This window comes from Geodermatophilus tzadiensis, assembly GCF_003002915.1.
GTDB classification, from domain to species: Bacteria; Actinomycetota; Actinomycetes; order Mycobacteriales; family Geodermatophilaceae; genus Geodermatophilus; species Geodermatophilus tzadiensis.
Genome location: NZ_PVTG01000022.1, coordinates 1 through 26,670, shown reverse-complemented (window position 1 = coordinate 26,670; position 26,670 = coordinate 1). Strand labels below are relative to the sequence as shown.

23 protein-coding genes are annotated in these 26,670 nt (G+C 75.6%); 14 read left to right on the top strand and 9 right to left on the bottom strand.

Annotation, left to right across the window (positions count from 1 at the left end):
- The first annotated feature begins 1 nt into the window (after position 1).
- The 4 genes from LY71_RS21650 (at position 2) to LY71_RS21635 (ending at position 5,740) form a co-directional block, all read left to right on the top strand.
- Positions 2 to 487, top strand: a complete 486-nt coding sequence (locus tag LY71_RS21650; protein WP_106281707.1) for a single-stranded DNA-binding protein — start codon at positions 2 to 4, stop codon at positions 485 to 487.
- A gap of 41 nt (positions 488 to 528) precedes the next feature.
- The gene (rpsR, locus tag LY71_RS21645; protein ID WP_073422051.1) at positions 529 to 765 is read left to right on the top strand and encodes a 30S ribosomal protein S18; all 237 of its coding nucleotides are present in this window, start codon (positions 529 to 531) and stop codon (positions 763 to 765) included.
- Positions 766 to 767: 2 nt separating this feature from the next.
- On the top strand, positions 768 to 1,223 hold the full coding sequence (rplI, locus tag LY71_RS21640) for a 50S ribosomal protein L9 (RefSeq protein WP_106281705.1): 456 nt from the start codon (positions 768 to 770) through the stop codon (positions 1,221 to 1,223).
- A gap of 659 nt (positions 1,224 to 1,882) precedes the next feature.
- Positions 1,883 to 5,740 carry a replicative DNA helicase gene (locus LY71_RS21635; RefSeq protein ID WP_106281703.1) on the top strand — a complete coding sequence of 1,286 codons (3,858 nt, stop codon included), beginning with the start codon at positions 1,883 to 1,885 and terminating at the stop codon, positions 5,738 to 5,740.
- 156 nt (positions 5,741 to 5,896) lie between these two features.
- On the opposite strand, the gene LY71_RS21630 is transcribed toward LY71_RS21635, so the two are convergent.
- Both LY71_RS21630 and LY71_RS21625 read right to left on the bottom strand, forming a co-directional pair.
- On the bottom strand, positions 5,897 to 7,105 hold the full coding sequence (locus LY71_RS21630; protein ID WP_106281701.1) for a fatty acid desaturase family protein: 1,209 nt from the start codon (positions 7,103 to 7,105) through the stop codon (positions 5,897 to 5,899).
- Positions 7,106 to 7,134: 29 nt separating this feature from the next.
- Positions 7,135 to 8,235, bottom strand: coding sequence for a ferredoxin reductase (locus tag LY71_RS21625; protein WP_106281699.1), 1,101 nt, complete (start codon positions 8,233 to 8,235; stop codon positions 7,135 to 7,137).
- A gap of 104 nt (positions 8,236 to 8,339) precedes the next feature.
- On the opposite strand from LY71_RS21625, the gene LY71_RS21620 reads away from it, so the two are divergent.
- Positions 8,340 to 9,521 carry a PucR family transcriptional regulator gene (locus LY71_RS21620; protein WP_106281697.1) on the top strand — a complete coding sequence of 394 codons (1,182 nt, stop codon included), beginning with the start codon at positions 8,340 to 8,342 and terminating at the stop codon, positions 9,519 to 9,521.
- A gap of 124 nt (positions 9,522 to 9,645) precedes the next feature.
- Positions 9,646 to 9,921: a hypothetical protein gene (locus LY71_RS21615; RefSeq protein WP_106281695.1), complete on the top strand. Its 276-nt coding sequence runs from the start codon at positions 9,646 to 9,648 to the stop codon at positions 9,919 to 9,921.
- Here LY71_RS21615 and LY71_RS21610 read toward each other — a convergent pair.
- Positions 9,875 to 10,462 carry a class I SAM-dependent methyltransferase gene (locus LY71_RS21610; RefSeq protein WP_245888203.1) on the bottom strand — a complete coding sequence of 196 codons (588 nt, stop codon included), beginning with the start codon at positions 10,460 to 10,462 and terminating at the stop codon, positions 9,875 to 9,877. The two genes, LY71_RS21615 and LY71_RS21610, sit on opposite strands and share 47 nt — an antisense overlap.
- On the bottom strand, positions 10,459 to 11,805 hold the full coding sequence (locus LY71_RS21605; RefSeq protein WP_106281693.1) for a DNA polymerase IV: 1,347 nt from the start codon (positions 11,803 to 11,805) through the stop codon (positions 10,459 to 10,461). The genes LY71_RS21610 and LY71_RS21605 overlap by 4 nt, the downstream gene beginning before the upstream one ends.
- Positions 11,806 to 11,861: 56 nt before the next feature.
- Here LY71_RS21605 and LY71_RS21600 point away from each other — a divergent pair, with 56 nt between their 5' ends.
- Positions 11,862 to 12,689, top strand: a complete 828-nt coding sequence (locus tag LY71_RS21600; RefSeq protein WP_106281691.1) for an alpha/beta fold hydrolase — start codon at positions 11,862 to 11,864, stop codon at positions 12,687 to 12,689.
- Between the two features lie 6 nt (positions 12,690 to 12,695).
- On the opposite strand, the gene LY71_RS21595 is transcribed toward LY71_RS21600, so the two are convergent.
- Positions 12,696 to 14,417: a DEAD/DEAH box helicase gene (locus tag LY71_RS21595; protein ID WP_245888199.1), complete on the bottom strand. Its 1,722-nt coding sequence runs from the start codon at positions 14,415 to 14,417 to the stop codon at positions 12,696 to 12,698.
- Positions 14,418 to 14,482: 65 nt separating this feature from the next.
- Between LY71_RS21595 and LY71_RS21590 the strand changes: the two genes are divergently transcribed.
- From LY71_RS21590 to LY71_RS21570, 5 genes are all read left to right on the top strand, one after another.
- Positions 14,483 to 15,331, top strand: a complete 849-nt coding sequence (locus LY71_RS21590) for an alpha/beta fold hydrolase (RefSeq protein WP_106281689.1) — start codon at positions 14,483 to 14,485, stop codon at positions 15,329 to 15,331.
- A gap of 45 nt (positions 15,332 to 15,376) precedes the next feature.
- Complete coding sequence (locus tag LY71_RS21585; RefSeq protein ID WP_211297477.1) at positions 15,377 to 15,736, top strand: MmcQ/YjbR family DNA-binding protein; 360 nt, start codon at positions 15,377 to 15,379, stop codon at positions 15,734 to 15,736.
- Positions 15,737 to 15,890: 154 nt separating this feature from the next.
- On the top strand, positions 15,891 to 17,636 hold the full coding sequence (gene bluB, locus LY71_RS21580; RefSeq protein WP_106281687.1) for a 5,6-dimethylbenzimidazole synthase: 1,746 nt from the start codon (positions 15,891 to 15,893) through the stop codon (positions 17,634 to 17,636).
- Between the two features lie 45 nt (positions 17,637 to 17,681).
- Entirely contained in the window at positions 17,682 to 19,316 is a 1,635-nt protein-coding gene (pgm, locus tag LY71_RS21575) for a phosphoglucomutase (alpha-D-glucose-1,6-bisphosphate-dependent) (RefSeq protein ID WP_106281685.1), read from the top strand.
- Positions 19,317 to 19,341: 25 nt separating this feature from the next.
- Entirely contained in the window at positions 19,342 to 20,427 is a 1,086-nt protein-coding gene (locus tag LY71_RS21570) for a M20 family metallopeptidase (protein WP_211297476.1), read from the top strand.
- Positions 20,428 to 20,442: 15 nt separating this feature from the next.
- Here the strand turns inward: LY71_RS21570 and LY71_RS21565 are convergent, their stop codons facing one another.
- Positions 20,443 to 21,321 (bottom strand): sensor domain-containing diguanylate cyclase, encoded by an 879-nt coding sequence (locus LY71_RS21565; RefSeq protein ID WP_245888197.1) that lies wholly within the window; start codon positions 21,319 to 21,321, stop codon positions 20,443 to 20,445.
- Between the two features lie 168 nt (positions 21,322 to 21,489).
- Between LY71_RS21565 and LY71_RS21560 the strand changes: the two genes are divergently transcribed.
- Positions 21,490 to 21,993 (top strand): flavin reductase family protein, encoded by a 504-nt coding sequence (locus tag LY71_RS21560; RefSeq protein ID WP_245888196.1) that lies wholly within the window; start codon positions 21,490 to 21,492, stop codon positions 21,991 to 21,993.
- 13 nt (positions 21,994 to 22,006) lie between these two features.
- Here the strand turns inward: LY71_RS21560 and LY71_RS21555 are convergent, their stop codons facing one another.
- Positions 22,007 to 24,406 carry a SpoIIE family protein phosphatase gene (locus LY71_RS21555; RefSeq protein WP_245888194.1) on the bottom strand — a complete coding sequence of 800 codons (2,400 nt, stop codon included), beginning with the start codon at positions 24,404 to 24,406 and terminating at the stop codon, positions 22,007 to 22,009.
- 154 nt (positions 24,407 to 24,560) lie between these two features.
- Between LY71_RS21555 and LY71_RS21550 the strand changes: the two genes are divergently transcribed.
- Positions 24,561 to 25,436 (top strand): hypothetical protein, encoded by an 876-nt coding sequence (locus tag LY71_RS21550; RefSeq protein ID WP_106281683.1) that lies wholly within the window; start codon positions 24,561 to 24,563, stop codon positions 25,434 to 25,436.
- A gap of 4 nt (positions 25,437 to 25,440) precedes the next feature.
- Here LY71_RS21550 and LY71_RS21545 read toward each other — a convergent pair whose 3' ends face one another.
- Together LY71_RS21545 and LY71_RS21540 are read right to left on the bottom strand one after the other, a co-directional pair.
- Positions 25,441 to 25,860 carry a hypothetical protein gene (locus LY71_RS21545; protein WP_106281681.1) on the bottom strand — a complete coding sequence of 140 codons (420 nt, stop codon included), beginning with the start codon at positions 25,858 to 25,860 and terminating at the stop codon, positions 25,441 to 25,443.
- The gene (locus LY71_RS21540) at positions 25,853 to 26,218 is read right to left on the bottom strand and encodes a hypothetical protein (protein ID WP_106281787.1); all 366 of its coding nucleotides are present in this window, start codon (positions 26,216 to 26,218) and stop codon (positions 25,853 to 25,855) included. The genes LY71_RS21545 and LY71_RS21540 overlap by 8 nt, the downstream gene beginning before the upstream one ends.
- Between the last annotated feature and the right edge of the window lie 452 nt (positions 26,219 to 26,670).

The following is a 26,670-nucleotide window of genomic DNA, read 5'->3' as shown; positions in this document are numbered from 1 at the left end:
CATGGCCGGCGAGACCGTCATCACCGTCATCGGCAACCTGACCTCCGACCCGGAGCTGCGGTTCACGCCGTCGGGGGCCGCGGTCGCCAACTTCACGGTCGCCTCGACGCCGCGCACCTTCGACCGGCAGTCGCAGGAGTGGAAGGACGGCGAGGCGCTGTTCCTCCGCTGCAACGTCTGGCGGCAGGCGGCCGAGAACGTGGCGGAGTCCCTCACCCGCGGCTCGCGGGTCATCGTCTCGGGGCGGCTCAAGCAGCGCTCGTTCGAGACCAAGGAGGGCGAGAAGCGCACCGTCGTCGAGCTCGAGGTCGACGAGATCGGCCCCTCGCTGCGCTACGCCACCGCGAAGGTCACCAAGGCCTCCCGCGGTGAGGGTGGCGGCGGCGGCTTCGGCGGCGGCGGTGGTGGCGGCTTCGGTGGCGGTGGCGGCGGTGCGAGCGACCCGTGGTCGACGCCCGCCGGCCCGTCCGACGAGCCCCCGTTCTGAGCCCTCAACTCCCCCCGAACTAGTCGTACCTGGAGAACCCAGTGCCCAAGCCCCCCGTGCGCAAGCCCAAGAAGAAGGTCTGCCAGTTCTGCAAGGACAAGGCGACCTACATCGACTACAAGGACACGACGCTGCTGCGGAAGTTCATCTCCGACCGCGGCAAGATCCGTGCCCGCCGCGTGAGCGGCAACTGCAGCCAGCACCAGCGGGACGTCGCCACGGCCGTCAAGAACAGCCGTGAGATGGCCCTGCTGCCCTACACCTCGACGGCGCGCTGACCATGAGCACCCAGAAGCTGATCCTGACGCAGGAGGTCACCGGTCTCGGGTCCTCCGGTGACACGGTGGAGGTCAAGGGCGGCTACGCCCGCAACTACCTCCTGCCCCGCGGCCTGGCCATCGTGGCCACCCGCGGTGCCCAGAAGCAGGTCGAGTCGCTGCGCCGGGCGCGCGCCGCCCGGGAGGTGCGCTCGCTCGAGGAGGCGCAGGCCGTGGCCGGCCGCCTGACCGGCCTGACCGTCCGCGTGCCGGCCCGCGCCGGTGAGGGCGGCCGCCTGTTCGGCCGGGTCACCACCGCCGACGTCGTCAACGCCGTGACCGCCGCCGGTGGCCCCGAGCTCGACCGCCGCCGGGTGGAGCTGCCCAGCAGCATCAAGACCACCGGTCGGCACACCGTGACCGTGCGGGTGCACCCCGAGGTCACCGCCCAGCTGCCGATCGAGGTCGTCGCGGGGTAAGGACCTCCCTGCCCCCCACCGCTCGCGAGCTCGCGGCGGGAACCTGCAGGGGGGCCGAGCCGCTGCACCGCCCGAGAGGGGCGTCGGACACCCGTCCGGCGCCCCTCTCGGCGTCCGTGGCCCGGCGGACGGCGTCCGCCGCCCACCGTGTCGACCCGGCGTCGTCCCCGGCGCCCTGGGACCACCGCAGGCCGACGACGGGCGGTCCCCGCCGTACCGAGCCCTCCCCTGTGGACGTGTGACCCCAGGGACGGGTGGGCTGCGACCCTCGACACGCCGGTGCGCGACACCACGAGTTCTCCCGGACTTTCTCCCGTCCACACCCGGTGGGTGGCCTCCGCGCAGGTCAGCGCACGGATCGCGGCGGTCCGGCCGGCCCGTCCCCCGCCGTCTCCACATGTCGACACGCGTGTGTCCACCGACTTGTCCACAAGTTGTGCAGAACTCGCCCCACAGCGGTGTTGGACGCCGTCCGCCGCGCTCCCTACCGTCCTGACGGCGGGGTGGACGGGACCGGTTCTGTCGGTCCCCCGCCCTAGCCTCGGGCTCGAACACGCGTTCGAGAGCGTTCCCGCAGTCCTGGTGCTTCCCCCACCGGACCCCGGCCAGTGGCCGGGGTCTGTCTGCGGGTGCGCCGGTGGAGAGAAGGAGGGCTTCCCGTGGCGGTGGCCGACGAGTTCAGCCGACCGTCCGCGACGGCGCCGGAGTACGACCGGCAGCCGCCGCAGGACGTCGCGGCGGAGCAGTCGGTGCTCGGCGGCATGCTGCTGAGCAAGGACGCGATCGCCGACGTCGTCGAGGTGCTGCACGGCAACGACTTCTACCGGCCGGCGCACCAGGTGATCTTCGACTGCATCCTCGACCTGTACGGGCGGGGGGAGCCGGCCGACGCGATCACCGTCGCCGCCGAGCTCAACCGCACCGACCAGCTGTCGAAGATGGGCGGCGCGGTCTACCTGCACACGCTGATCGCCTCGACGCCCACGGCGGCCAACGCCGGCTACTACGCCGCGATCGTCGCCGAGCAGGCGGTGCTGCGACGGCTGGTCGAGGCCGGCACCCGCGTCGTGCAGCTGGGCTACGGCGCGGCCGGCGGGCGGGGCGACGTCGACGACATCGTCGACCGCGCGCAGCAGGAGATCTACGACGTCACCGAGAAGCGCATGAGCGAGGACTACTCGCGCCTCGAGGACGTCCTGCAGCCGACGATGGACGAGCTCGACGCCATCGCCTCCCGCGGCGGCACCGCCCGTGGCGTGCCCACCGGCATCCGCGACCTCGACGAGCTGACCAACGGCCTGCAGGCCGGCCAGATGGTCGTCATCGCCGCCAGGCCCGGTGTGGGCAAGGCGCTCGCGCTGGACACCCCGGTCGCCACGCCCACCGGGTGGACGACGATGGGTGAGGTCCGCGTCGGCGACCGCGTCCTGGGCGCCGACGGACGTCCCACGACGGTCGTCGCCGCCACCGACGTCATGACCGACCGACCCTGCTACGAGGTGCACTTCTCCGACGGCACGGTGATCGTCGCCGACGCCCAGCACCAGTGGGTCACCACCGACCGTGCCGCCCGCCGGCTCGGTGAGCGCGGGGTGCCGCGGGTGCGGACCACCGAGGAGCTGGCCCGCACGGTGCGCTGCGCGACGGCCGACCGGCGACTCAACCACGCCGTGGTCAACACCGCCCCGCTCGACCTGCCCGCCGCCGACCTGCCCGTACCGCCGTACGCGCTCGGCGTCTGGCTGGGCGACGGGACGTCGGCGGCCGCCCACTACACCAGCGCCGACCCGGAGATCGCGGCCTACATCGAGGGCGAGGGCCTGGTCGTCGCCCTCTCGAAGGTCGACCGGTGGTACGCCCTGCGCCTGCCCGCCCGTCCCGCGCCGGCCGAGCGACCCTGCCCGATGTGCGGCGAGCCGTTCGTGCCGCGGACCTCGCAGGTGCAGACGTGCGGCAAGACCTGCGGTGGCCGGCTGCGCGCCGGCGGCGGCGTGGGACTGCAGGCCACCTGCCCCGACTGCGGTGGTCCCTCCAGCGGCCTGGCGCAGTGCCAGTCCTGCCGGGACGACCACGGCACCGTGCAGGGCCTCCTGCGGACCCTGGGGGTCCTCGGGGACAAGCACATCCCCACGGCCTACCTGCGGGCGTCCGTGGCCCAGCGGCGGGCGCTGCTGGCCGGTCTGCTGGACACCAACGGCACCGTGACGCCGAGCGGGGCCGTCCAGTTCGCCGTCACCCACCGCCGGCTGGCCGAGGACGTGCGTGAGCTGATCGCCGGCCTCGGCCACCGGGTGACGCTGAGCACCACGCGGGTGCGCGGCCGGTCGGAGGCGTCGTCCACCTGCTACACGCTGACCTTCAGCACCGACGACGAGGTCTTCCGGCTGGAGCGCAAGAAGCTGGTGCACAAGGAGCGCGGCGCCCGCACGCTCACCGCCCGTGGGGTCCGTTTCGTCACCGACGTGCGGCCGGTCCCCAGCGTGCCCGTGCGGTGCATCCAGGTCGACGCCGCCGACTCGTTGTTCCTCGCCGGCCGGAGCTTCGTCCCGACGCACAACTCCACGCTGGGGCTCGACATCGCTCGCTCGGCGACGGTCAAGCACCACATGCCGGCCGTCATCTTCTCGCTCGAGATGAGCAAGCACGAGATCACCATGCGTCTGCTGTCGGCCGAGGCGAAGGTGCCGCTGCACCACATGCGCGCCGGCACGCTGTCCGACGAGGACTGGTCGAAGCTGGCCCGCCGGATGGGCGAGGTCGCCGACGCGCCGCTCTACATCGACGACTCGCCCAACATGACGATGATGGAGATCCGGGCCAAGGCTCGGCGGCTCAAGCAGCGCAACGACCTCAAGCTCGTGGTCATCGACTACCTCCAGCTGATGACCTCGGGCAAGCGCGTCGAGAGCCGCCAGCAGGAGGTCTCGGAGTTCTCCCGTGCGCTGAAGCTGCTGGCCAAGGAGCTCGAGGTCCCGGTGATCGCGATGTCGCAGCTCAACCGTGGGTCCGAGCAGCGGCAGGACAAGAAGCCCATGCTCTCCGACCTGCGCGAGTCCGGGTGCCTGCCGGCGGAGACGCGCATCCTCCGGGCCGACACCGGCGCCGAGACGACGATGGGCGAGCTGTTCACCAGCGGTGCCACCGACGTCCCCGTCTGGGCCCTGGACGACAACCTGCGCTACGTCCGCCGGCACCTGACCCACGTCTTCTCGACCGGTCGCAAGCCGGTGTTCCAGCTGACCACCTCGTCGGGCAAGACGGTGCGGGCCACCGCCAACCACCCGTTCCTCACCTACGACGGCTTCCGGCCGCTCGGTGAGCTGGCGCCGGGTGACCGCATCGCCGTCCCGCGGCACGTGCCGGCGCCCGACCGGATGACGGTGTGGCAGGACGAGGAGGTGGTGCTGCTGGCCCACCTGATCGGCGACGGCAGCTTCGTGAAGCGGCAACCGCTCCGGTACGCCTCGGTGGACGAGGCGAACCTGCGAGCGGTGACCACGGCCGCGCTGCACTTCGGCGTCGTGGCCGTGCGGGACGAGCACGCGGCGGCCCGGTGCACCTCCCTGCGGCTGCGGGCGCCGTTCCCGCTCACGCACGGACGGCGCAACCCGATCGCCGCCTGGCTCGACGACCTGGGCCTCTTCGGTCTGCGCAGCCACGAGAAGTTCGTGCCCGAGCCGGTCTTCTCCCTGCCGAAGAAGCAGATCGCGCTGTTCCTCCGCCACCTGTGGGCCACCGACGGTTCCGTCACGGTGACCAAGGAGGGCCGGAGCGGCCGGGTCTACTACGCCTCCACCAGCCGCCGGCTCGTCGACGACGTCTCTCGGCTGCTGCTCCGCTTCGGGATCTCCTGCCGCGTCCGCCGGACGCGCAAGACCGGCTACCGCGACGGGTGGACCCTCGACATCAGCGGCTGCGACGACCAGCGGCGGTTCCTGGGGGAGATCGGCGTGCACGGCGCCCGGGGCGACGCCGCCGGGCAGCTGCTGGAGATCGTGCGGGCGACATCGGGCAACCCCAACGTCGACACCATCCCCGTCCAGGTCTGGGAGCGCGTCCGGGACGTGCTGGCGGAGCAGGGCATGAGCCACCGCGCCTTCGCCGCGGCCATGGGCACCGCGTTCTGCGGCAGCGCCCTGTGGAAGCACGCCCCCAGCCGCGAGCGACTCGGTCGCGTGGCGGAGATCCTCGGTGACGCCGAGCTGGAGATGCAGGCGGTCAACGACCTGCTGTGGGACGAGGTCGCCTCCATCGAGCAGGGTGCCGAGGAGGAGGTCTACGACGCCACGGTGCTCGGTGGCCACAACTTCGTGGCCGGGGGGATCGTCGTCCACAACAGCATCGAGCAGGACGCCGACATGGTGATGATGATCCACCGCGAGGACATGTACGAGAAGGAGAGCCCGAGAGCGGGCGAGGCCGACATCATGCTGGTCAAGCACCGCAACGGGCCCACCGCGAACGTCACGGTCGCCTTCCAGGGCCACTACAGCCGCTTCGTCGACATGGCCAACTGACCACACGACGCCGAGGGGCCCGGGACCACGACGGTCCCGGGCCCCTCGCCGTTCAACGGGGTGCGCTCGGGGTGGCCGGCGCTGCGGCCCTGACCGGCCCTGGACGCACGGAGGGCCCGGGACGACGGCGTCGTCCCGGGCCCTCCTGTGTGCGACTCAGGCGGCGGCCAGGGCGGCCTGCTCGCGCAGGAGCGCGCGGCGGACGCGCGGCTTGCCGGTGGTCATCTTCCACAGCTTGACGAGCTGGGTGGGCAGGTTGCGGGCCGTGGTGTTCTGCAGCCAGCCGTTGGGCAGCGACAGCCGGATGATCTTGTGCCAGGCCGAGCCGACCTGCTGCGGCAGCGGCGCGGTGTGGTAGTTGAGGCCGTAGCGCTGGAACAGGTCGCGGATCTTCGGCGCGATCTCGGCGTACCGGTTGCTCGGCAGGTCGGGGAACAGGTGGTGCTCGATCTGGTGCGACAGGTTCCCGGTCAGGATGTGCATCGCCTTCGAGCCGGAGATGTTGGCCGAGCCGAGCATCTGCCGCAGGTACCACTCGCCGCGGGTCTCGCCGTCGATCGACTTCTTCTCGAACGTCTCCACGCCCTCGGGGAAGTGCCCGCACAGGATGACGGAGTTCGACCAGAGGTTGCGCACGACGTTGGCCACGAAGTTCGCGGTCAGCGTGGAGAGGAAGTTCGGGCCCGACAGCAGCGGGTGGATGACGTAGTCCTTGCGGACCTGCCGGCCGATCTTCGCCAGCACCTGCTTGGCGCGGCGGCGGAACTCCGGGTCGCCGGTCTGCTTCTTGGCGATGACCGCGCCGAGCTCGAGGTCGTAGGCGGCGATCCCGTACTCGAAGAAGCAGGCGTTGATGAAGCTCCACAGCGGCTGGCCGAGGTACATCGGCGTCCACGGCTGGTCCTCGTCGACGCGCATGATGCCGTAGCCGAGGTCGTTGTCCTTGCCGATCACGTTCGTGTAGGTGTGGTGCAGCTCGTTGTGCGAGTGCTTCCACTGCTCGGCCGGGCTGGCCATGTCCCACTCCCACGTCGTGGAGTGGATCTTCGGGTCGCGCATCCAGTCCCACTGGCCGTGCAGGATGTTGTGCCCGATCTCCATGTTCTCGAGGATCTTGGCGATCGACAGGCCGATCGTGCCGACGACCCACGCGGGCGCGAAGCCCGAGGCGAGCAGGACGGCGCGGCTGCCCAGCTCGATCTTGCGGTGCACGTCGATGACCGTGCGGATGTAGCGCGCGTCGGACTCGCCGCGGCTGTCCACCACGCCCTGGCGGATCTCGTCGAGCTCCTTGCCGATGAGCTCGATGTCCTCGGGGGTGAGGTGCTCGATCGGGTTGTCGGTCTTCTTCTGCAGCACGGTCATGTGGTGGGGCTCCTCCGGTCCGGAAGCGGTCAGTGGTCGATGTCGCAGGCGCCGGCGGCGGCGCTGATGCAGGTCTGGACGAGGACGCCGTCGCCCGGTGCGGCGGTGGTCACCTCGCCGGTGCGCAGGTCGCGGACGGCGCCCTCGCGCAGCGGGAGCACGCAGCCGTAGCAGATGCCCATGCGGCAGCCGCTGGGCATGAGGACGCCGGCCTCCTCGGCGGCGTCGAGGATCGGGGTGGCGCCGTCGGCCTCGAGCGTCGTCCCGTTCTTCGTGAACGAGACCGTGCCGCCCTCACCGGTCACCAGCACCGTCGGGCGGAACCGCTCGGTGTAGAGCCGGTCGGCGATGCCGGCGGCCGTCCAGTGCTCCTCCAGCGCCTCGAGCATGCCCACCGGCCCGCAGGCCCAGGTGGCGCGCTCGGCCAGGTCGGGGACCAGCTCGGCGATCGCGGCGGCGTCGAGCAGCCCCGCGGTGTCGGTGTGCTGCTCGACCAGCCGGATGCGGCCCTCGGCGGCCAGCTGCCGCAGCTCCGCGCCGAAGACGACGTCCTCGGCGGTGGGCGCGGAGTGCACCAGGACGACGTCGGTCAGCTCGGGGTGGTTGCGCAGCATCCCCATCACCGGGGTGATGCCCGAGCCGGCGGTGACGAACAGGGCCTTGGCCGGCCGCTGCTCGGGCAGGCAGAACTCCCCGGTGGCCTGGTCGAGCTGCACGATCGTGCCGGGCTGCGCGCGGCGGACGAGGTGGTTGCTGACCTTGCCGTCGGGGATGGCCTTGACCGTCACGGTGAAGCAGCCGTCGGTGCGCCCGAGGTCGGAGGTGATCGAGTAGGCGCGCCACATGCGGACGCCGTCGACGTCGATGCCGATGCGCACGTACTGGCCGGGCCGGTGCGGCCGCCAGTCGGCGCCGGGGCGGATGACGAGCGTGGCGGCGTCCCGCGTCTCGGGCAGGACGGCCTCGATGCGCCCGCGGAGGTCGGCCCCGGCGCGCAGCGGGTGGACGAGGTCGAGGTAGTCGGCCGGCAGCAGCGGCGTGGTGACGAGCTCGGCCCAGCGGAGCGCGCGGTCGCGCAGCGTCCTCAGGGCCGGCCGGGCCGACGAGGGGCGCGGAACGGTCGCGGTCATACCTCCACTGTTCCCTGCGCAGGGGGCAACTACCTGTGCTCTGGACGTGAACGTCGCGCCGGATACTGTTCCCCGCGAACAAGAGTGGTCACGGAGGGGTCACGGTGACGACGGAGCAGGAGACCTTCGGGCTCGACGTGGCGGCGGTGGTGCGGGCGGAGCTGCCGTCGGTGGCCGAGCGGACGGTCGCCGCGATCGTCGTCGAGGTGCCCAGCTACGCCGAGGCCTTCCGCGGTCCGATGGGGCGGCGCATCGAGAACGCCGTCGAGCTGGCCCTGGCGGGCTTCCTGGAGCTGGCGACCGCGATCGACGGGGCCGACGCCAGCCGGCCGATCGCCCCGGCCATCGAGGGCGCGTACGCCCTCGGCCGCGGGGAGGCGCGCACCGGCCGGTCGATGGACGCGCTGCTCGCCGCCTACCGGGTGGGCGCGCGCGTGGCCTGGCGGCACATGAGCGGGACGGCGGTGGCGGCCGGGCTGTCGGCGGGCGCGCTGGCCCGCTTCGCCGAGCTGGTCTTCGCCTACATCGACCAGCTGTCGGCGGCCAGCGCGTCCGGGCACGCCGACCAGCTGGCCGCCAGCGGGCGGGTGCGCCGTCGGCACCTGGAGCGGCTGACCGAGCTGCTGGTCACCGGGGCACCGCCCTACGACCTGCACGCGGCCGCCGAGCTGGCCGACTGGACGCCGCCACGCACGCTGACGGCGGTGCTGCTGCCCGAGGCCGGCGCCCGCGACGCGATGGCGCTGCTCGACGCCCGGACGCTGCAGGCCGGCGAGGACCTGCCCGGCGCCGAGCCGAGCACCGAGCGCGCCGTGCTGCTGGTGCCCGACGCCGAGGGGTTCGCGCGGGCCGCGCTGGTGCGGGCGCTGACCGGCCGGGGCGCCGTCGTCGGGCCGCCGCGGCCGTGGGTGGACGCGCGGTCGTCGTACTCGCGCGCGCTGCGGGCGCTGCAGCTCGGGCTGGCGCCCGAGGGCGACGTCCCGGTGGACACCGAGCTGCGGCTGGCCGACCTGGTGCTACGGGCCGACGGCGAGGCGCTGGCCGACCTGCGGGCCCAGGTGCTGGCGCCGCTGGACGACCTCCCACCCGGTCCCCGCGAGAAGCTGCTGGAGACGCTGCGCTCGTGGCTGCTGCACCACGGCCGCCGCGAGCAGGTGGCCGCCGAGCTGTACGTGCACCCGCAGACCGTCCGCTACCGGATGGGGCAGCTGCGCGAGCGCTTCGGCGACCGCCTCGACGACCCGCAGACCGTGCTGGCCCTGACCCTCGCCCTCGGCGCCCGCTGACCGGGCACCCGTCGGGCCGGGTGGCAGGGAACCGGCACGTCACGCTCAGCCTCCTCCCAGGCAGCCGGTCGACCCTCGGTGCCACAGCGGCCCCGACGGGGCCGCCGGAGCGGGGAGGTCCACCATGACCACCGACGGAGCGACCACCGACAGAGCGACCACCGACCGAGCCACCGCCGACCGAGCCACCACCGAGCACGTCGGCGCGCACGCCTGGGTCCGCGTCCCGCGCCGCCTCCTGCTGGAGGGGAGCGCCGACCGCACCGTCGAGGTGTCCGCCGTGGCGCTCGCCGAGCACCCGGGCGCGGTCCTGGAGTGGCTCGCCGTCGGTGGCTGCGGTGAGCCCGGCGGGGTCAGCCGGCCCGGAGCACCGCGACGAGGAAGTCCGACGCGGGCGTGAACGGGTGCAGGTGCCAGCTCGACAGGAGCAGGTCCGGCGTGAGGCCGGCGCCGCGGGCGTCGTCCAGGAAGGCGTCGAAGGTGTAGCCGCGGTCGGCGCCGAAGCCGACCACGGCCCGTCCGTCGTCGGCCAGGTGGGTGCGGAAGCGGCGCAGCACCTCGGCGCGGGTGTCCGGTGCGAGGAAGGTGACCACGTTGCCGGCGCAGACGACCGCGTCGAACCGGTCGGGCAGGTCCAGGGTGGCCAGGTCGCCGACCAGCCAGCGCGCGCCCGGGTGGTCCTCCTGCGCGGCCGCGACGAGCACCGGGTCGACGTCCACGCCGACGACGTCGTGCCCGGCCGCGGCGAGGTGGCCGCCCACGCGTCCCGGCCCGCAGCCGGCGTCCAGGACGCGGGACCGCCGCGGCAGCATCGCGTCGACCATCCGCGCCTCGCCGACGATGTCCATCCCGCCCGCGGCCAGGTCCTTGAACCGCTGGACGTAGGCCGTCGAGTGGCCGGGATCGGCCTCGGTGATCCGCAGCCAGAGGTTCTCGCTCACGGCTCCATCGTCGCCGGGCGCCAGTCCGGCGGGTCACCGGGGTGCAGCGCCGGGTCGTCGGCGGCCAGCGTGCGCACCGGGCCGGGCGGGGTCCGCGGCCCCTCGAACCGCACGGTCACCCGGCCCAGCCCGCGGCCCCACACCCAGCCGGGGCCGAGCTCGTCGTGGACGACGTCCTGCCCCGGCCACCACCGGCGGTCGGGCGGCGGCTCCGGCTCGGCCGGGCCCTCGACGACGTCGTCCCCACCCTCCTCGGGAGCGGTGTCCTCGCCGGCGAACAGGTCGCCCTGCGCGTACTGGGACAGCCCGGAGACGCCGACGCCGAGCAGCCGCAGCCCCCCGCCGGTGCCGGCCTCGGCGAGCAGCCGCCGCGCGATCGAGGCGACCTGCCGGGGGTCGTCGGTGGGCTGGGGCAGCGTCTGCGAGCGGGTGATGGTGGTGAAGTCGTAGCGGCGCAGCTTGAGCGTCACGGTCCGCCCCGACAGCGCCGAGCCGCGCAGCCGGCTGCCCACCCGGCCGGCCATCGCGTCGATGAGCCGGTTCAGCTCGGCCACGTCGGTGAGGTCGCGCTCGAAGGTCGACTCCTGCGAGACCGACTTGGCCTCCCGCTCGGCGACCACCGGCCGCTCGTCCTCCGCCCGCGCCAGCTGGTACAGCCCGGTGCCGTGCGCGCGGCCGGCCAGCGCGACCAGGTCGGGCAGCGACTTGGCCGCCAGGTGGGCGACCGTGGCGACGCCGACCTGCCGCAGCCGCTCGGCCGTCGCCGGGCCGACGCCGCCCAGCCGGGTCACCGGCAGCGGGTGCAGCACGTCGAGCTCGGTGCCGGGCGCGACGACGACCAGGCCGTCGGGCTTGTCGAGGTCGGAGGCGATCTTGGCCATCAGCTTGGAGCTGCCGATGCCGACCGAGCCGGTGACGCCGCCGGTCGCCGCGGCGATCCGCTCCTTGAGCCGCCGGGCGAGCGCGGTCACGCCGTCGACGGAGAGGTCGTGGCCCGGCCCGGCCGCGAGGTCGACGTAGGCCTCGTCGATCGACACCGGCTCCACCAGCGGCGACAGCTCCCGGAGCAGCTCCATGACGACGTCCGACGTCCGCCGGTAGGCGCCGAAGCGGCCCCCGAGGAACGCCGTCCCGGGCGGGCAGCGGCGGCGGGCCTCCGCCGTCGACATGGCCGAGCGGGCGCCGTAGGCCCGCGCCTCGTAGGACGCCGTCGCCACCACCCCGCGCCCGCCGGTGCCGCCGACGACCACCGGCCGGCCGCGCAGCGAGGGCTTGTCGCGCTGCTCGACGGCGGCGAAGAACGCGTCGAGGTCGAGGTGCAGCACACTCGCCTCCCGCCGCACGCCCCCGATTCTCCCCGGCCGTTGCCGGGGCCGTGCGCACCCGGCACGCTCCGCCCATGGGGGACCCCCGCGCGGCGTTCGACACGGCCTACGGCGCGGCGCTGGCGCGCTGGCCGGTGCCCGTGCGCCCGGTCGACGTCGACACCCGCTTCGGCTGCACGCACGTGCTGGTCAGCGGCGCGGCGGCCGCTCCTCCGCTGGTGCTGCTCCCCGGCGGCGGCGCCACCGCGCTGGCCTGGTCGGGTGCGGTGCGGCTGCTGGCCGCGGTGCGCCGCGTGCACGTGGTCGACCCGGTCGGCGACGCGGGCCGCAGCCCCGCCACCACCCCGTTGAGCAGCGCGGACGACGTCGCCGACTGGCTGGCCGAGCTCCTCGACGGCCTGGGCCTCGGCGCCGTCGACCTCGCCGGTCACAGCTACGGCGGCTGGCAGGCGCTCGCGTTCGCCCTCGCCCGGCCGGGCCGCGTGCGCCGCCTCGGCCTGGTCGACCCGACGACCACCTTCGCCGGCTTCTCCCCCGGCTACCTGCTGCACGCCGTGCCGGTGCTCACCCGGCCCACCGCCGCGCGGATGCGGGCGCTGGTGCGCTGGGAGACCGGCGGCCGGCCGGTGGACGACGCGTGGCTCGACGTCGCCGCTGCCGGCGCCGAGCTGCCGGTGGCGCCGCCGGTGCGCACCCGCCGTCCCGACCCGGCGCGGCTGCGGGCGCTGACGGTGCCGACGCTGGTGGTCGTCGCCGGTGACGGCCGGGCGCAGAGCCCGCGACAGCTGGCCCGCCGTGCCGGGCAGCTCGTACCGCGGGCGACCGTGGTGACGCTGCCCGGCGCCACCCACCACACCCTCCCCGCGGGGTGCGAGCGGGTGCTGACCGAGTTCCTGCGGTGACCGCGATCAGCCTTCGGTGAGCGCGGCGGGCGGCAGCCAGTCGGCGTCGAGCAGCTCGGCGATCTCCTGGAGGGCCGAGGTGTCCGCGCCCGCCGTCGACCCGCTCACCGCCAGCCGCTCGACCATCACCCGGGCCACCTGCTCCTCGACGGTGTCCTCGGCGAAGGCCACCCGCCACGGGGAGACCTGCCCGTCGCGGTGGGTGCGGCCGGTGACCTGGCGGGCCTGGATGCCGGAGAAGCGCGGCTGGTGGAACAGCCCCACCCGCGGGGTGGTCGACGCCGTCGCGCCGTCGGGCAGCAGCTCGCCGGCGTGCAGGCTGATGGAGGCGGTCACGGTGAACACGCACACCGGCGCCGCGCCGGTCTGGAAGCGCAGCCGCTCGGCCTCGACGTCGAACCGGTCCCGCCCGTAGACCGACGCGACGGCGATGCCGGAGTCGAGCAGCGCCTCGCGGATCGGGTCGGCCGCCGTCTCGACGAACTCGACCGACACCGCCACCTGCCGCTCGGCCTCCACCTGGGCGCGCACCCAGTCGACGGTGGCCTGCGCCCGGATGAGGCCGGCCTTCTGCCGGAACCGCAGCAGCGCGGCGCGGCCGCGGGCGCTCTGCCGCGCCCGGCGGGCGAGCTGCATCTCGGCGCGGAACTCCTGCCACTCCGACTCGTAGGCGGCCCGCTCCGCCGGGGTGAGGGCGACCGGGGTCCCGGTGACCGACACCGGACCCCAGGGCGCCGGGCGGTGCAGCGTGGCGGGCGGGTCGCCGTCGGTGAGCCAGTCCTGCAGGCGGGCGAGGTCGGCGCGACGCTCGTCGGCGTCCTCGGTCCACGCCCAGCCGTAGCGGCCCCGTTCCACGTGGAACCCGTGCTCCGCGAGTCTCGCCGGCAGGTCGGCCCAGGCGCGCAGCGGCTCGCCGTGCCGCTGGGCGAACTGCGGCGCGAGGTAGGGCAGCTCCAGCGGCGTGTGCGCCGGGGTGGCAGTGGCGGCGACGACGAAGGGGACGTCCTTCGCTCGGGCGCCGCCCGAGACGGCCCTCCAGTGTTTCCACCGCTGGGTGGTCGTGTGCCGCACCATGTGCGCCTCGTCGGCGACCACCACGTCGAAGGAGAGCTTCGCGACCTTCGCCAGCCGGTCCCACGTCGTCACGCACCAGCGCAGGCCGCCGTCGCCGAAGCCGGCGATTGAGCGGGTCCAGTGCGGGATGGTGATCGCGGCCGGGCGGTCGGCGACCACGAGCACCCGCTCGCCACCGCGCAGCTCGCAGATCTCGCGGGCGGCCAGCACCGCGGTGCCGGTCTTGCCGACGCCGGGGTCGTCGCCGAGCAGGAACACCCGGTGCCCGGCGGCGGCGGAGGCGACGACGGCCTCGGCGCCGGTGCACTGCTCCTCGCGCGGCACCATCGGCCGTCCCTCGGGCAGCGGCCGCGGCGTCTCGTTGAGCTCGTCCTCGAGGAAGCGCTCGAGGGTGTACGGCGGCGGGTCGTAGGGCGCCAGCGCCGGTGGCAGCTCGCGGCCGACCCAGACGTGCGCCTGCAGTCCCGCGTGCCAGACGGCGCCGGGTGCCGGTGCCCGGAACGGGACGGCGAGCACCCACACCCGCTCCCCCGGGCCCGCGGTGGGCAGGTCGGGGACCGCCGGCCGGCGGGCCGTCGTCCGCCGCCTCGTCGTCCGGCGCCTCGTGCTGGTGCTCGTGCTGGTGCTGCTGGCGGCGCGGCGCCGTCCGGCCACGGTGGGCTCCCCTCGTCCGGGGCACGGTAGGTCGCCGGCGGCCGGGGATCTGGTGGAATCGCCGGGTGACAGCCGACGCGCCCTCCGACGAGCGGCTGGCGGCGCGCACGGTCGGGGACTCCGGGCCGCGTGTCGTCTTCGTCCACGGCCTGTTCGGCCAGGGCAAGAACTGGACGACGGCGGCCAAGGGGCTCGCCGACGGGCACCGGGTGACGCTGCTCGACCTGCCCAACCACGGGCACTCGCCGTGGACCGACCGCGTCGACTACGTCGACATGGCGCAGATGGTCGCCGATGAGCTGGCCGGCCTCGGCGAGCCGGTGACGCTGGTCGGGCACTCGATGGGCGGCAAGGTGGCGATGCAGCTGGCGCTGCGCCGGCCGGAGCTGCTGCGCGCGCTGGTCGTCGTCGACATCGCGCCGGTGGAGTACCCGGTGTCCGGCGGGCGCACCGACGACCCCGACGAGGAGGCCTCGCCGTTCGGCGCGTTCATCGCCGCGATGCGCGCGGTGGACCTGGGCGCGCTGCGCACCCGCGACGACGCCGACCGGGCGCTGCGGGAGGCGGTGCCCAGCACGATGGTGCGGTCGTTCCTGCTGCAGAGCCTGGTCCGCGAGGGCGTCGGCTCGGGCCGCTGGCGGTGGCGGCTCAACCTCGAGACCCTCGAGCGCGACCTCGGTGAGCTGCGCGGCTTCCCCGACCCGCCGCCCGGCGCCACCTTCGACGGCCCGGTGCTCTGGATCGCCGGCGCGAGGAGCCACTACGTGCTGCCCGAGGACCGTGGCCGCATGGACGAGCTGTTCCCCAACACCCGGCTGGTGAGGGTGAAGAACGCCGGCCACTGGGTGCACTCCGAGCAGCCCGAGGTCTTCCTCGAGACGCTGCGCCGCTTCCTCGAGCAGGTCGAGGGCTGACCCCGTGTGCACATCCGCGGAGATGCACGGTGCACGTCCGCGGAGATGTACCCCGGGGGCTTCCTGGGGGGCGTGGCGGTGACGCCCGACGACGTCCGCGCGCTGGCCCTGGCCCTCCCGGAGGTCACCGAGGCCGACCACCACGGCCGCCCGTCGTTCCGGCTCGGCACCGCGGTGCTGGCCACCCTGTGGGACGAGGGCACCCTCAACGTGCTGGTCGGCGAGTCGGAGGCGCGGGCGGCGGAGGGCGGCGCCTGCTCGCTGCTGTGGTGGGGACGGCGGCTCTCCGGCGTCCGCGTCGACCTCGCCGCCGCCGACCCGGCCCTGGTCGCCGACCTGCTGGCGGAGGCGTGGACGCGGCGGGCGCCCGCGCGGCTGCGGCGGTCGGGTCCGCGCTCGGGTTGACCCGGGCCGCGCACGGCCGAAACCCCGGGTGGCCCCGCCGTCGGGACGGGCGTCGCGGACCCGCCACGGGGAGGTCCGCGGCGCCCGCCGGCGGAGCCGGACCCGTGGCTAGAGTCGGCGACCGACCGGGACCGGCGGGTGGGAGGAGAGCCGCATGACGGCGTCCCCGTGGCCGCGGCCCGTCCCGCTGGTCGGCGACGCCACCTCCGCCGCCGAGCGGGCCGGCGACCCCGCCGCCTGGGCCATGCCCGAGCACGCCGGCGGCCTCTACGCCGTCGTCGGCGCCCGGCGCGACGTGCGCCGCTACCGCCCCGACCCGGTGCCCGACGAGGTCCTGGAGCGGGTGCTCGCCGCCGGGCACGCCGCGCCCTCGGTCGGGCACAGCCAGCCGTGGCGCTTCCTCGTCGTCCGCGACCCCGCCACCCGCGACCGGGCCGCCGTCCTCACCGACCGAGAGCGGCTGCGCCAGGCCGCGCAGCTGGAGCCCGACGCCGCCCGCCGGTTGCTCGACCTGCAGCTGGAGGGCGTGCGCGAGGCGCCGCTGGGGATCGTCGTCTGCTGCGACCGGCGCACCCCGCCCGCCGGGGTGCTGGGCCGGGCCACCTTCCCCGACGCCGACCTGTGGAGCTGCGCGGCGGCGATCCAGAACCTCTGGCTGGCCGCTCGCGCCGAGGGCCTGGGCATGGGCTGGGTGACGCTGTTCCGCCCCGAGGAGCTCGCCGGGCTGGTCGGCCTGCCCGACGGCGTGGTCACGCTCGGCTGGCTGTGCCTGGGCTGGCCCGACGAGCGCCCGCCCGCACCGGGGCTGGAGCGGGCCGGGTGGTCGCGGCGGCTGCCGCTGTCGGCCGTCGTCGTCGAGGACCGCTGGCCGGCCGACGACGGCGGGCCCGCCGCTCCCCCGTCGCACCTGCGCGCCCCCGGCCGCGAGGCCGTCGTCGGCGCCCGCGACGAGGCCGACCGGCTGCTCACCCCGCCCGGCTCCCTCGGCGTGCTCGACCGCGCGGTGGACCGGGTGGTGGCGCTGGGCCGCGGCGACGCGACGGGCGGCACGCTGGTGCTGGCCGCCGCCGACCACCCGGTCGCCGGGCTCGGCGTCTCGGCCTACGAGGTGCGCGTGACCCGCGACGTCGCCCGCGCCGCGGTGGCCGGCGTCTCGGTCGGCGCCACCGCCGCGGCCGCGGCCGGCCTGGCCACCGTCGTCGTCGACGCCGGGGTCGCCGGCGGCCCGCTGGACGGCGCCGTGGACGCCCGTCCCGCCGGCCCGCGCGGGGACCTCGCCGGCGCCCCCGCGCTCCCGCCCGCCGACGTCGAGCGGCTGCTGGTCGCCGGGCGGGACCTGGTCGCCGGGCGGGAGCCGGGTGTCCGGGACGGCCTCCTGGCCCTCGGCGAGGTGGGCGTCGGCAACACCACCGTGGCGGCCGCGCTGGCCGCCGGCCTGCTCGGCGCCGACCCCGCCGACGTCACCGGCCTGGGCGCCGGCGCCGACAGCGCGGTGCTGGAGCGCAAGCGCGCCGTGGTGGCCGCCGCGCTGGCCCGGGCCGGCCACGGGCTGGACCGGGACCCGGCGCGGGCGCTGGCCGAGCTCGGCGGTCCGGAGCTCACCGTGCTGACCGGCGCGGTCCTCGGCGCCGCGCGGGCGGGCACCCCGGTCGTCCTGGACGGGTTCGCCGTCTCGGTGGCCGCGCTGGCCGCCGTCCTGCTCGAGCCGGGCGCGCAGGCCGCCCTGGTCGCCGGGCAGCGCAGCCGCGAGCGCGGGCACGACCTGGTGCTGCAGGCCCTCGGCCTGGAGCCGCTGCTGGACCTGCGGCTGCGGGCCGGCGAGGGCGCCGGTGCGGCGCTGGCGGCCGGGCTGCTGCTCGACGGGCTGCGGGTGCGCCGGGGGACCGCCCGGGTCGGGTGACGTCCGGGTCGCCAGCGGAGCAGGTGGCAGGCCAGGATCGTCGCCGTGACCGATCCCCGTGCCGGCCAGCCCGCCGCCCCCGCCGACCTGGTCGACGTCGCCTCGCTGGTGACCGCCTACTACACGCTGGTGCCCGATCCGGCCGAGGTCGCCCAGCGGGTGTCCTTCGGCACCTCCGGGCACCGCGGGTCCTCGTTCGACAGCGCGTTCAACGAGGCGCACATCCTGGCCACCACCCAGGCCATCTGCGAGTACCGGAAGGCCCAGGGCTACGACGGCCCGCTGTTCCTCGGCCGCGACACCCACGCGCTCTCGGAGCCGGCGTGGGCCTCGGCGCTGGAGGTGCTCGCGGCCAACGACGTGACCGTGCTGGTCGACGCCGCCGGCCGGTACACGCCCACCCCGGCGGTCAGCCACGCCATCCTCGCCGCCAACCGGGGCCGGACCTCCGGGCTCGCCGACGGCATCGTCGTCACCCCGTCGCACAACCCGCCGCGCGACGGCGGGTTCAAGTACAACCCGCCGTCGGGCGGGCCGGCCGACACCGACGCCACGAAGGTGATCGCCGACCGCGCCAACGAGCTGCTCGCCGCGGGTCTCGACGGCGTGCGCCGGATCCCGTTCAGCCGCGCGCACGCCGCCGCACAGCGGCACGACTACGTCGCCGCCTACGTCGACGACCTGCCGGCGGTGCTCGACCTCGACGCCGTCCGCGACGCCGGGGTGCGGATCGGCGCCGACCCGCTGGGCGGGGCCAGCGTCGACTACTGGGCGGCGATCGCCGAGCGGCACCGCCTCGACCTCACCGTGGTCAACCCGCTGGTCGACCCCACCTGGCGCTTCATGACGCTGGACTGGGACGGCAAGATCCGGATGGACTGCTCGTCGCCGTCGGCCATGGCCTCGCTCATCGGCAAGCGGTCGGCGTACCAGGTGGCCACCGGCAACGACGCCGACGCCGACCGGCACGGCATCGTCACCCCCGACGCCGGGCTGATGAACCCCAACCACTTCCTCGCCGTCGCCATCTCCTACCTGTTCGCGCACCGGCCCGAGTGGGGCGCCGACGTCGCGGTGGGCAAGACGCTGGTGTCCTCGTCCCTGATCGACCGGGTGGTGGCGGGCCTGGGCCGGCGGCTGGTGGAGGTGCCGGTCGGGTTCAAGTGGTTCGTCCCCGGCCTGCGCGACGGCACGGTCGGCTTCGGCGGCGAGGAGTCCGCCGGCGCCTCCTTCCTGCGCCGCGACGGCGGGGTGTGGACGACGGACAAGGACGGCATCCTGCTGGCCCTGCTGGCCAGCGAGGTCCAGGCGGTCACCGGCAGCTCACCGTCCCAGCTGCACGCCGAGCTGGTCGCGCGGTACGGCGAGTCGGCCTACGCCCGGGTCGACGCCCCGGCGACGCGAGCGGAGAAGGCCGCCCTCGGGAAGCTGTCGCCCTCCGACGTCACCGCCACCGAGCTGGCCGGCGAGCCGATCACCGCCAAGCTCACCGAGGCGCCGGGCAACGGCGCGGCGCTCGGCGGGCTCAAGGTGGTCACCGAGAACGCCTGGTTCGCCGCCCGCCCCTCGGGCACCGAGGACGTCTACAAGGTGTACGCGGAGTCCTTCCGCGGTCCCGAGCACCTCGCGCGCGTGCAGGAGGAGGCCCGCGCCGTGGTCGGTGCCGCACTCGGCGCCTGAGCGCCACCGGGAGCAGGATCGGGCCATGACCACGGCCCTGGACCCCACCGCGCTGGTGCGCGAGCTCGTCGGCCGCTCCACCGTGTCCGGCGACGCCGACGCCCAGCGCGACCTGCTCGGCGCGGTCACCGAGGTGCTGCACGGGCACGCACCCCACCTGCTGGTGACCGAGGGCGGCGACCGCGACCACCCGTGGCGGCTGCTGCGCACCCCGGCCGACCCGGGACGGCGGCAGCTGCTGCTGGCCTGCCACGTCGACACCGTGCCGGTGACCGACCCGGCCGCCTGGCAGCGCGACCCGTTCGGCGCCCAGCTCGAGGACGGGCGGGTGTGGGGCCGCGGCGGCAGCGACATGAAGGCCGGCGTCGTGGCCGCGGTGGCGGCCCTGGCGGCGGCGGACCCGCAGGCGCCGGTCTCGCTGCTGCTCACCAGCGACGAGGAGATCGGGTCGCGGGGCGCGGCCGCCGCGGCCGCCGCCGTCGCCGAGCTGCCGGTGGGTGCGGTCGTCGTCCCCGAGGCCACGGGCAACGAGGTGGTGCTCGGGCACAAGGGCGCGCTGTGGCTGGCCGTGCGCACCGCCGGCCGGGCCGCGCACGGCAGCACGCCCGAGCGCGGGCACAACGCGGTGCTCGACCTGGCCGCCCTCCTGGCCCGGGCCGGTGCCGCGCTGCCCTTCCGCAGCGACCCCTTCCTCGGCACCGAGACGTGGAACCCCGGCGTGGTGGCCGGCGGCACGGTGCCCAACGTCGTTCCCGACCGGGCCGAGCTGGTCGTCGACATGCGCACCGTCGCCGACGGCGACGAGCTGCTGTCCTGGTGGCGGGCGCAGCCGGAGGTGGCCGACGTCGAGGTGCGGGTGGACCTGCCCCCGGTCGGCACCCCCGAGGACGACCCGTGGGTGGCCACGCTGCCCGCCCCCGTACGGCCCACCCCGGCCACGTACTTCACCGACGCGTCGGTGCTGGTCCAGGTGGTCGGCGGTGCGCCGATCGTGGTGTGGGGCCCCGGGACACCCGCGGTGATGCACGCCGTCGACGAGTACGTGGAGCTCGGCGAGCTGGAGCAGGCCGCGGCCGCCTTCACCGACGTCGTCGCCGCCTGGCACGGCTGACCCTCGGCGGGACCGTCAGCGCCGGCTGGCCTTGTCGGCGTACATCGCCGCGTCGGCCTGGCGGACCACCGCGTCCTCGGCCTGCTCGGGCTCGGTGCCGGCGTCCACCGAGCCGATGCCGATGCTCAGCCCGACGCGCACCGTCGTACCGCCGACGGTCAGCGTCCCCGGCAGTGCCTCCCGCAGCCGCGCGGCGAGGTGCTCGGCGTCGGTGCGCTCGGTGTTCTCGCAGACGACGGCGAACTCGTCGCCGCCGAGCCGTGCCGCGGTGTCGCTGGCCCGCAGCACGCCGGCGAGCCGGCCGGCCACCGCGACGAGGACGGCGTCGCCGGTGTGGTGCCCGTGCTCGTCGTTGACCGCCTTGAACCCGTCGAGGTCGAGCACCAGGACGCAGGTCGGCGTGTGCTCCCGGTGACCGCGCTCGAGCGCGTGCCGCAGCCGGTCGTGGAACAGCAGCCGGTTGGGCAGGCCGGTGAGCGGGTCGTGCGCCGACAGGTGCAGCAGGCGCGCCTCCAGCTCCTTGCGCTCGGTGACGTCCTCCACCACCACCACCAGGTGCGGCGGGTCGCCCTCGACCCACGACGTCGTCGCCTGGACCGGCACCACCCGGCCGTCGGGGCGCTGCACGCGGCACTCGTAGCGCACCCGGCCGCGGCGCTCGCGCAGCTCCCGGCACACCGCCCGCGCGCCGGGCACGTCCTCGGGGTGGGTGTAGGCGAACAGCGTGGCGCCGCGCAGCTGCTCCGCCGGGATGCCGACCAGCTCGGCGAGGACGGCGTTGGCGGCCAGCAGCTCGCCGTCGGACGTGCTCAGGGCCACGCCCATGGGCGAGTGGGTGAAGGCGCTGTCCAGGTCGGCGCGCGGCGGGTTCCCCCCGGCCTCGACGTCGAACACGGTGCACCTCCAGTCCTCCCCCTCGCGACACCGAGATCATCCCCCGGTGGTCCCTCAGTTCCCGGCTCCGTTCCACGTGGAACCTGCTCACCGGGCAGGATGGTCCTGTCGCGTGACATCCGTGCAGGTGACGAGGAGGGCCGTGTGACCGAGTCCGACCCTCTCCGGGTGGGCGACAGCAGGGTCGAGGTGATCGACCCGCGGGTGATGCGCGACGTGCTCGGGCACTTCGCCTCCGGCGTCACCGTGGTGACCGCCGACGCTGACGAGGGCCCGATCGGGTTCACCTGCCAGTCGTTCAGCTCGCTGTCGCTGGACCCGCCGCTGGTGGCCCTCGCGCCGGCGCGCACGTCCCGCACCTGGCCGCGGCTGCGCGACCTCGGCCGGTTCTGCGTCAACGTGCTCGCGGAGGACCAGGCCGGGCTGTCGTCGGCGTTCGCCCGCTCGGGCGTGGACAAGTTCGCCGGCGTCTCGTGGCGGCCCAGCCGGCAGGGCTCCCCCGTCCTCGACGGCGTCGTCGCGTGGCTGGACTGCACGCTGTGGGCGGAGTACGACGGCGGGGACCACACGATCGTGGCCGCCCGCGTGCTCGACCTCGCCGCCGACCCGCAGCGCCGTCCGCTGCTGTTCCACCGCGGCCGCTACGGCCTCGTGGAGGACGCCGGCGCCTGAGCGGACGGGTTCCTCAGCCGAAGCGGACGGCGATCAGCGCGACGTCGTCGCGGCCGTCGAGGGTGCCGCTGACCGCGGCGTCGCACAGCTCCTCCGGCGAGGCGTCCACCGGGGTCGCCGACAGCCGCTCGACCAGCGCGGCGATGCCCTGGTCGAGGTCGGAGCCGGGGGCCTCGACCAGGCCGTCGGTGTAGCCGAGGACCGTGGACCCGGCCGGCAGCTCGACGTCGAGGGCCGCCCGCTCCGCGTCGACGTCCACCCCGACCAGCAGTCCGGTGACCCCGTCGATGGGCCGCACCGCACCGTCGGGTGCGCGCATCAGCAGCGGCGGGTGGCCGGCGTTGGCCACGCGGGCCCGCCACGGGCCGCCGGGCGTGGCCGGGGGGACGGCGTTGAGGTAGGTCATCGTCGCCAGGGGGGCCACCCGCAGGCCCTGCACGAGCCGGTCGACGCGGGTGAGCACGGTGCTCGGGTGCGGATCGGGGGCGTCCCACAGGCAGGCGCGGATGAGCCCGCGCAGGTGCCCCATGGCAGCGGCCGCCGCGACGTCGTGGCCGACGACGTCACCGACCACCACGCCGACCGAGCCGTCGGGCAGCTGCAGCAGGTCGTAGAAGTCGCCGCCGACGTCGGCGGCGGTCGAGGCGCTCACGTAGTGCGCGGCCGCCCGCAGGCCGGGGATCTCGGGCAGCGCGGGCAGCAGGGAGCGCTGCAGGGTGTCGGCCACCGCGTGCTCCTGCTGGTAGAGCCGCACGTTGTCCATGACCAGCGCCGCCCGCCGGGCGAGGTCCTCGACCAGGCCGACGTCGTCGGGGGTGAAGGGCCGGTCCGCCGCGGTGCGCACCAGGGTGATCGAGCCGCGGGTGCGGCGGCGGGCGACCAGCGGCGCGCTCAGCGCCGACACCGCGCCCAGCCGGGCGGCGACCTCCTGGGCCGACGGCGAGGCGATGGTCTCGTCCAGCCGCGCGGGCAGCCGCTCGACCAGCACCGACCGCGAGGTGGTGATGGCCCGCTGGCTGGGCGAGTCCCGCGGCAGCCGCACGGCCTGCCGGGCGTCGTAGCGGCGCAGCTGGGTCAGCCGCAGCTCGCGGTCCCGGGAGGCCACCTCGCGGACCTCGCCGAACTCGTCGACGACGGTGACGACCACCCAGTCGGCCAGCGTGGGCACGCACAGGGTGGCCAGCCGGTCGAGCAGGTCGCCGACGTCGAGCGTGGCGATCAGCGAGCTGGTGGCCTCGGCCATCAGCGCCAGCCGCGCCTGCGCGCCCTCGGCGTCGGCCTGGGCCCGCTCGGCGTGCGCCTGGGCACGCTCGGCGTCCGCCCGGGCCTGCTCGGCGATCGCGCGCGCGGACTCGGCCTCCTGCCGGGCGGCCTGCTCGGCGGCCAGCGCGGCCTCGCGCTCGTCCTCCACCCGCACCCGCTCGGTGACGTCGGTCTGGATGCCGACGAAGCTGACCAGCTCGCCCTCGCCGTCGAAGACCGGGCTCATGGCCAGCTGGTTCCAGAAGGCGGTGCCGTCGCGCCGGTGGTTGAGCAGCGTGATGGTCAGCGGCCGCTGGGCGGCGAGCGCGTCGCGGATCTCGGCCACCGCGGCCCGGTCGGTCGACGGGCCCTGCAGGAACCGGCAGTTGCGGCCCACCGACTCCTCGTAGGAGTACCCGGTGATCCGGGTGAACGACGGGTTGACCCAGATCAGCGGGTTGTCCGGCTGGCGGGGGTCGGTGATGGTGAAGGCGATGTCGGTGGCGACGACGGCCCGCTCGCGCAGCGCCTGCAGCTCGGCCTCGGCGTCCCCCGTGCCCCCGACGCCCTCGACCTCCAGGAACACCACCAGCGAGAGCTGGCGGGTGCTCGCCGGCTGCGACAGCGGGAACCCGGTGACCCACAGCAGGCGGTCACCCTCGCCGTCGTCGTCCCGGGCCCGGCCGACGTCGGTGCCGCGGCCGGGCGTCAGCCGCACCGCCTCGCCGGTGACCGGCTGCCCCTGCGCCACCAGCGACAGCGGGCCGGTGGTGCGCGCCAGCGGTGCGCCGGCGAGGTCGGTGAGGCCGACGGCGGCCCCCCACCTGTCGATGTCGACCGGCAGGCGCACGTCACCGGCCAGCTCGATGGCGGCGTCGTTGGCGTAGGTGACCGACCCGGACTTCTGGTCGATGAGCAGGACGGCGACCGGGACGTCGGCCAGCACGGCGGGCAGCGCCGCGGCCGAGCCGTCGTGCTCGGAGACGGCGGCGCTGGCGGCGGTGACGACGTCGGACTGCTGGTCGCTGCGCCCACCGACCGGGGCGGTGGCCTCCGCCATGGCGGCCCGGGCCTCCGGCCGCACACCGTCCTCGGCCGGCCCGGCGCCGAAGGCACGGGAGGCCGGGGTGGTCGAGGTCGAACCCCTCGGCCGCTCACCCTCCGGTCGCACGCAACGAATCTAGCCGTTGAGCCCGGGCCGCCGCCGTCCGCTCCCTGCCGGGCTCCCCCCGAGGCGGTCACCCGGACGGGGTGTCCGCGCCGGTCAGGTGTGCGGCGGCCGCGCGCGGGCACTCCCCCGGGGACGGTCTCGGGAGGGAGACGACATGGGACTGCTCGACCGGTTGTTCGGCCGGCGCCGTGCAGCGGAGCCCCGGTACGACACCTACGCGGACACCCACACGGGCGGCTACGCGCCGCCACCGCCGCAGCCCGCGCGGGGCGGTGGGCAGCGCCAGCAGCTCACCGACCAGCAGGCCGTCGAGCGCTACCGCTACCTGCTGCGCACCGCGCCGCCCGACCAGATCGAGCAGGCGCACGCCGAGGCGTTCGCGCAGCTCACCCAGCAGCAGCGGCAGGAGGTGCTCACCCAGCTCGCGGCCGCGGTCCCGGCGGGCGAGCGGCCCCGCGCCGACGACCCGCAGACGCTGGCCCGGGTGGCCACCCGCGCCGAGCTGCGCCAGCCCGGGACGCTGGAGCGCGCCTTCGGCGGCGGCTTCGGCGGCCCGGGGCCCGGCTACGGCCCCGGCTACGGCCCCGGCCCCGGCTACGGCCCCGGCCCCGGGTACGGACCCGGGTACGGCGGGGGCGGGTACGGCGGCGGCTACGGGCCGCGGATGGGCGGCTTCGGCAGCTCCCTCGGCGGCAGCCTGCTGGGCACCGTCGGCGGCCTGGTGATCGGCACCGCGGTCGCCGACGCGCTGTTCGACACCGGCCTCGGCGACTCCGGCCTGTTCGGCGGCGGCGACGAGGAGGCCTACGCGGAGGGCTACGCCGACGGCGCGGACGGCGGTGGCGACGGCGACGGCGGCGACAGCGGGGGTGACTACGCCGCCGCGGACGGCGGCTACGGCGGCGACCCGGGCGCCGACTTCGGCGGCGGCGCCGACAACGGCTACGGCGACTACGGCGGCGGTGACCTCGGCGGGGGCGACTTCGGCGGCGGTGACTTCGGCGGGGACTTCGGCGGCGGGGACTTCTGACCGCTCAGGACCGGCCGGCCGCGCGCGCCTGGTGGCGCAGCCACAGCAGGCCCAGCACCGGCAGCACCAGCGGGACGTAGCCGTAGCCGCGGCCGAACGCCGACCACACCGTCTCGTCGGGGAAGGCCGCCCGGTCGGTCAGCGACAGCACGCCCACCGCCAGCACGCCGACCAGCTCGACGGTGATCGCCGCGAGCGCGACCCGGCGCCCGCCCCGGGCCAGCGCCACGGTGGCGACGACGTAGACGGCGGCGGCCAGCGCCGACAGCAGGTAGGCCACCGGCGCCTCGGAGAACCGTGTCGCCAGCTGCACGCCCGCCCGGGCCCCGGCGGCCAGCGCGAACACGGCGTAGACGGCCACCAGCACCCGGCCGGGCCCGGCCGCCGTCCCGCCGGGCGCCGTCCCCCGCCCGCCCTCAGCCACCGGGGGCCTCCCACAGCTGCACGAGCCGCCAGACCATCACGACGGTGACCAGGCTGGCCACCGCGAGCACCGTGCCCGCCCACCGGCTGGGCTCGGTGCGCGACCAGAGCACGCCGGCGACCGGCAGCAGCACGGCTCCGGCGAGGTAGCCGACGAAGGTCGCCGTCTCCGGCGGCCGCTGCCCGCCGGCCAGCGCCACGGCGGCGACGACGGCCTGCGCCACCAGCAGCACCTCGAGGACGGCGGCCCCGGCCAGGTGCACCAGCCCGATCCGGCGGGAGGCGACGGTCGAGGCCAGCCCGGCGAGGGCCACGAGGACGGCGACCGTCGTGGCCGACCAGACGAGGGCGGTGTTCATCGCGCCCATGATCGCGCGTCCCGCGGCCGGACCGGTTTGCGCCCACGGGGTGTCCCTGGGGCATGACCGTCCGCGACCTCGTGGTCGACCTCTGCGCGGAGCACCTGGCCGCAACGGCGCGGCGGCGGGCGGGCCGGCTGCGCGTAGCGCGGCGCTCGAGGAGGTCCGCGCCGAGCTGGCCGGGGAGCGCACGTCCCGCCTCGACCTGCTCCCCGTGTCGGTGGCCGACCCCGGCACGACCGACGCAGAGCTCGCCGCCCGCTGCTGGGACCTGCCCCGCCTGGCCGCCGGCCCGCCCGGGCCCACGTGGCCGACGTCCTCGGCGCCGTCGCTCCCCGGCCCCCGTGCGGCCGTCGCCTAGACGAGTAAGTCCGAAGTCCGGTCAATGGTCGTAGGCGATCAGGGATCGGGTGATCGGCTGGCCGGTGGCCCGGTTGTGCCAGATCGCGGCG

Bases quoted from the DNA above. Each gene is read 5' to 3' on its own strand.
- LY71_RS21550 (WP_106281683.1), top strand. From the start codon at position 24,561: ATGGGACTGCTCGACCGGTTGTTCGGCCGGCGCCGTGCAGCGGAGCCC.
- LY71_RS21540 (WP_106281787.1), bottom strand. From the start codon at position 26,218: ATGAACACCGCCCTCGTCTGGTCGGCCACGACGGTCGCCGTCCTCGTG.
- LY71_RS21570 (WP_211297476.1), top strand. From the start codon at position 19,342: ATGACCACGGCCCTGGACCCCACCGCGCTGGTGCGCGAGCTCGTCGGC.
- LY71_RS21585 (WP_211297477.1), top strand. From the start codon at position 15,377: ATGTACCCCGGGGGCTTCCTGGGGGGCGTGGCGGTGACGCCCGACGAC.
- LY71_RS21615 (WP_106281695.1), top strand. From the start codon at position 9,646: ATGACCACCGACGGAGCGACCACCGACAGAGCGACCACCGACCGAGCC.
- LY71_RS21650 (WP_106281707.1), top strand. From the start codon at position 2: ATGGCCGGCGAGACCGTCATCACCGTCATCGGCAACCTGACCTCCGAC.
- bluB (WP_106281687.1), top strand. From the start codon at position 15,891: ATGACGGCGTCCCCGTGGCCGCGGCCCGTCCCGCTGGTCGGCGACGCC.
- rplI (WP_106281705.1), top strand. From the start codon at position 768: ATGAGCACCCAGAAGCTGATCCTGACGCAGGAGGTCACCGGTCTCGGG.
- LY71_RS21625 (WP_106281699.1), bottom strand. From the start codon at position 8,235: ATGACCGCGACCGTTCCGCGCCCCTCGTCGGCCCGGCCGGCCCTGAGG.
- LY71_RS21630 (WP_106281701.1), bottom strand. From the start codon at position 7,105: ATGACCGTGCTGCAGAAGAAGACCGACAACCCGATCGAGCACCTCACC.
- LY71_RS21600 (WP_106281691.1), top strand. From the start codon at position 11,862: ATGGGGGACCCCCGCGCGGCGTTCGACACGGCCTACGGCGCGGCGCTG.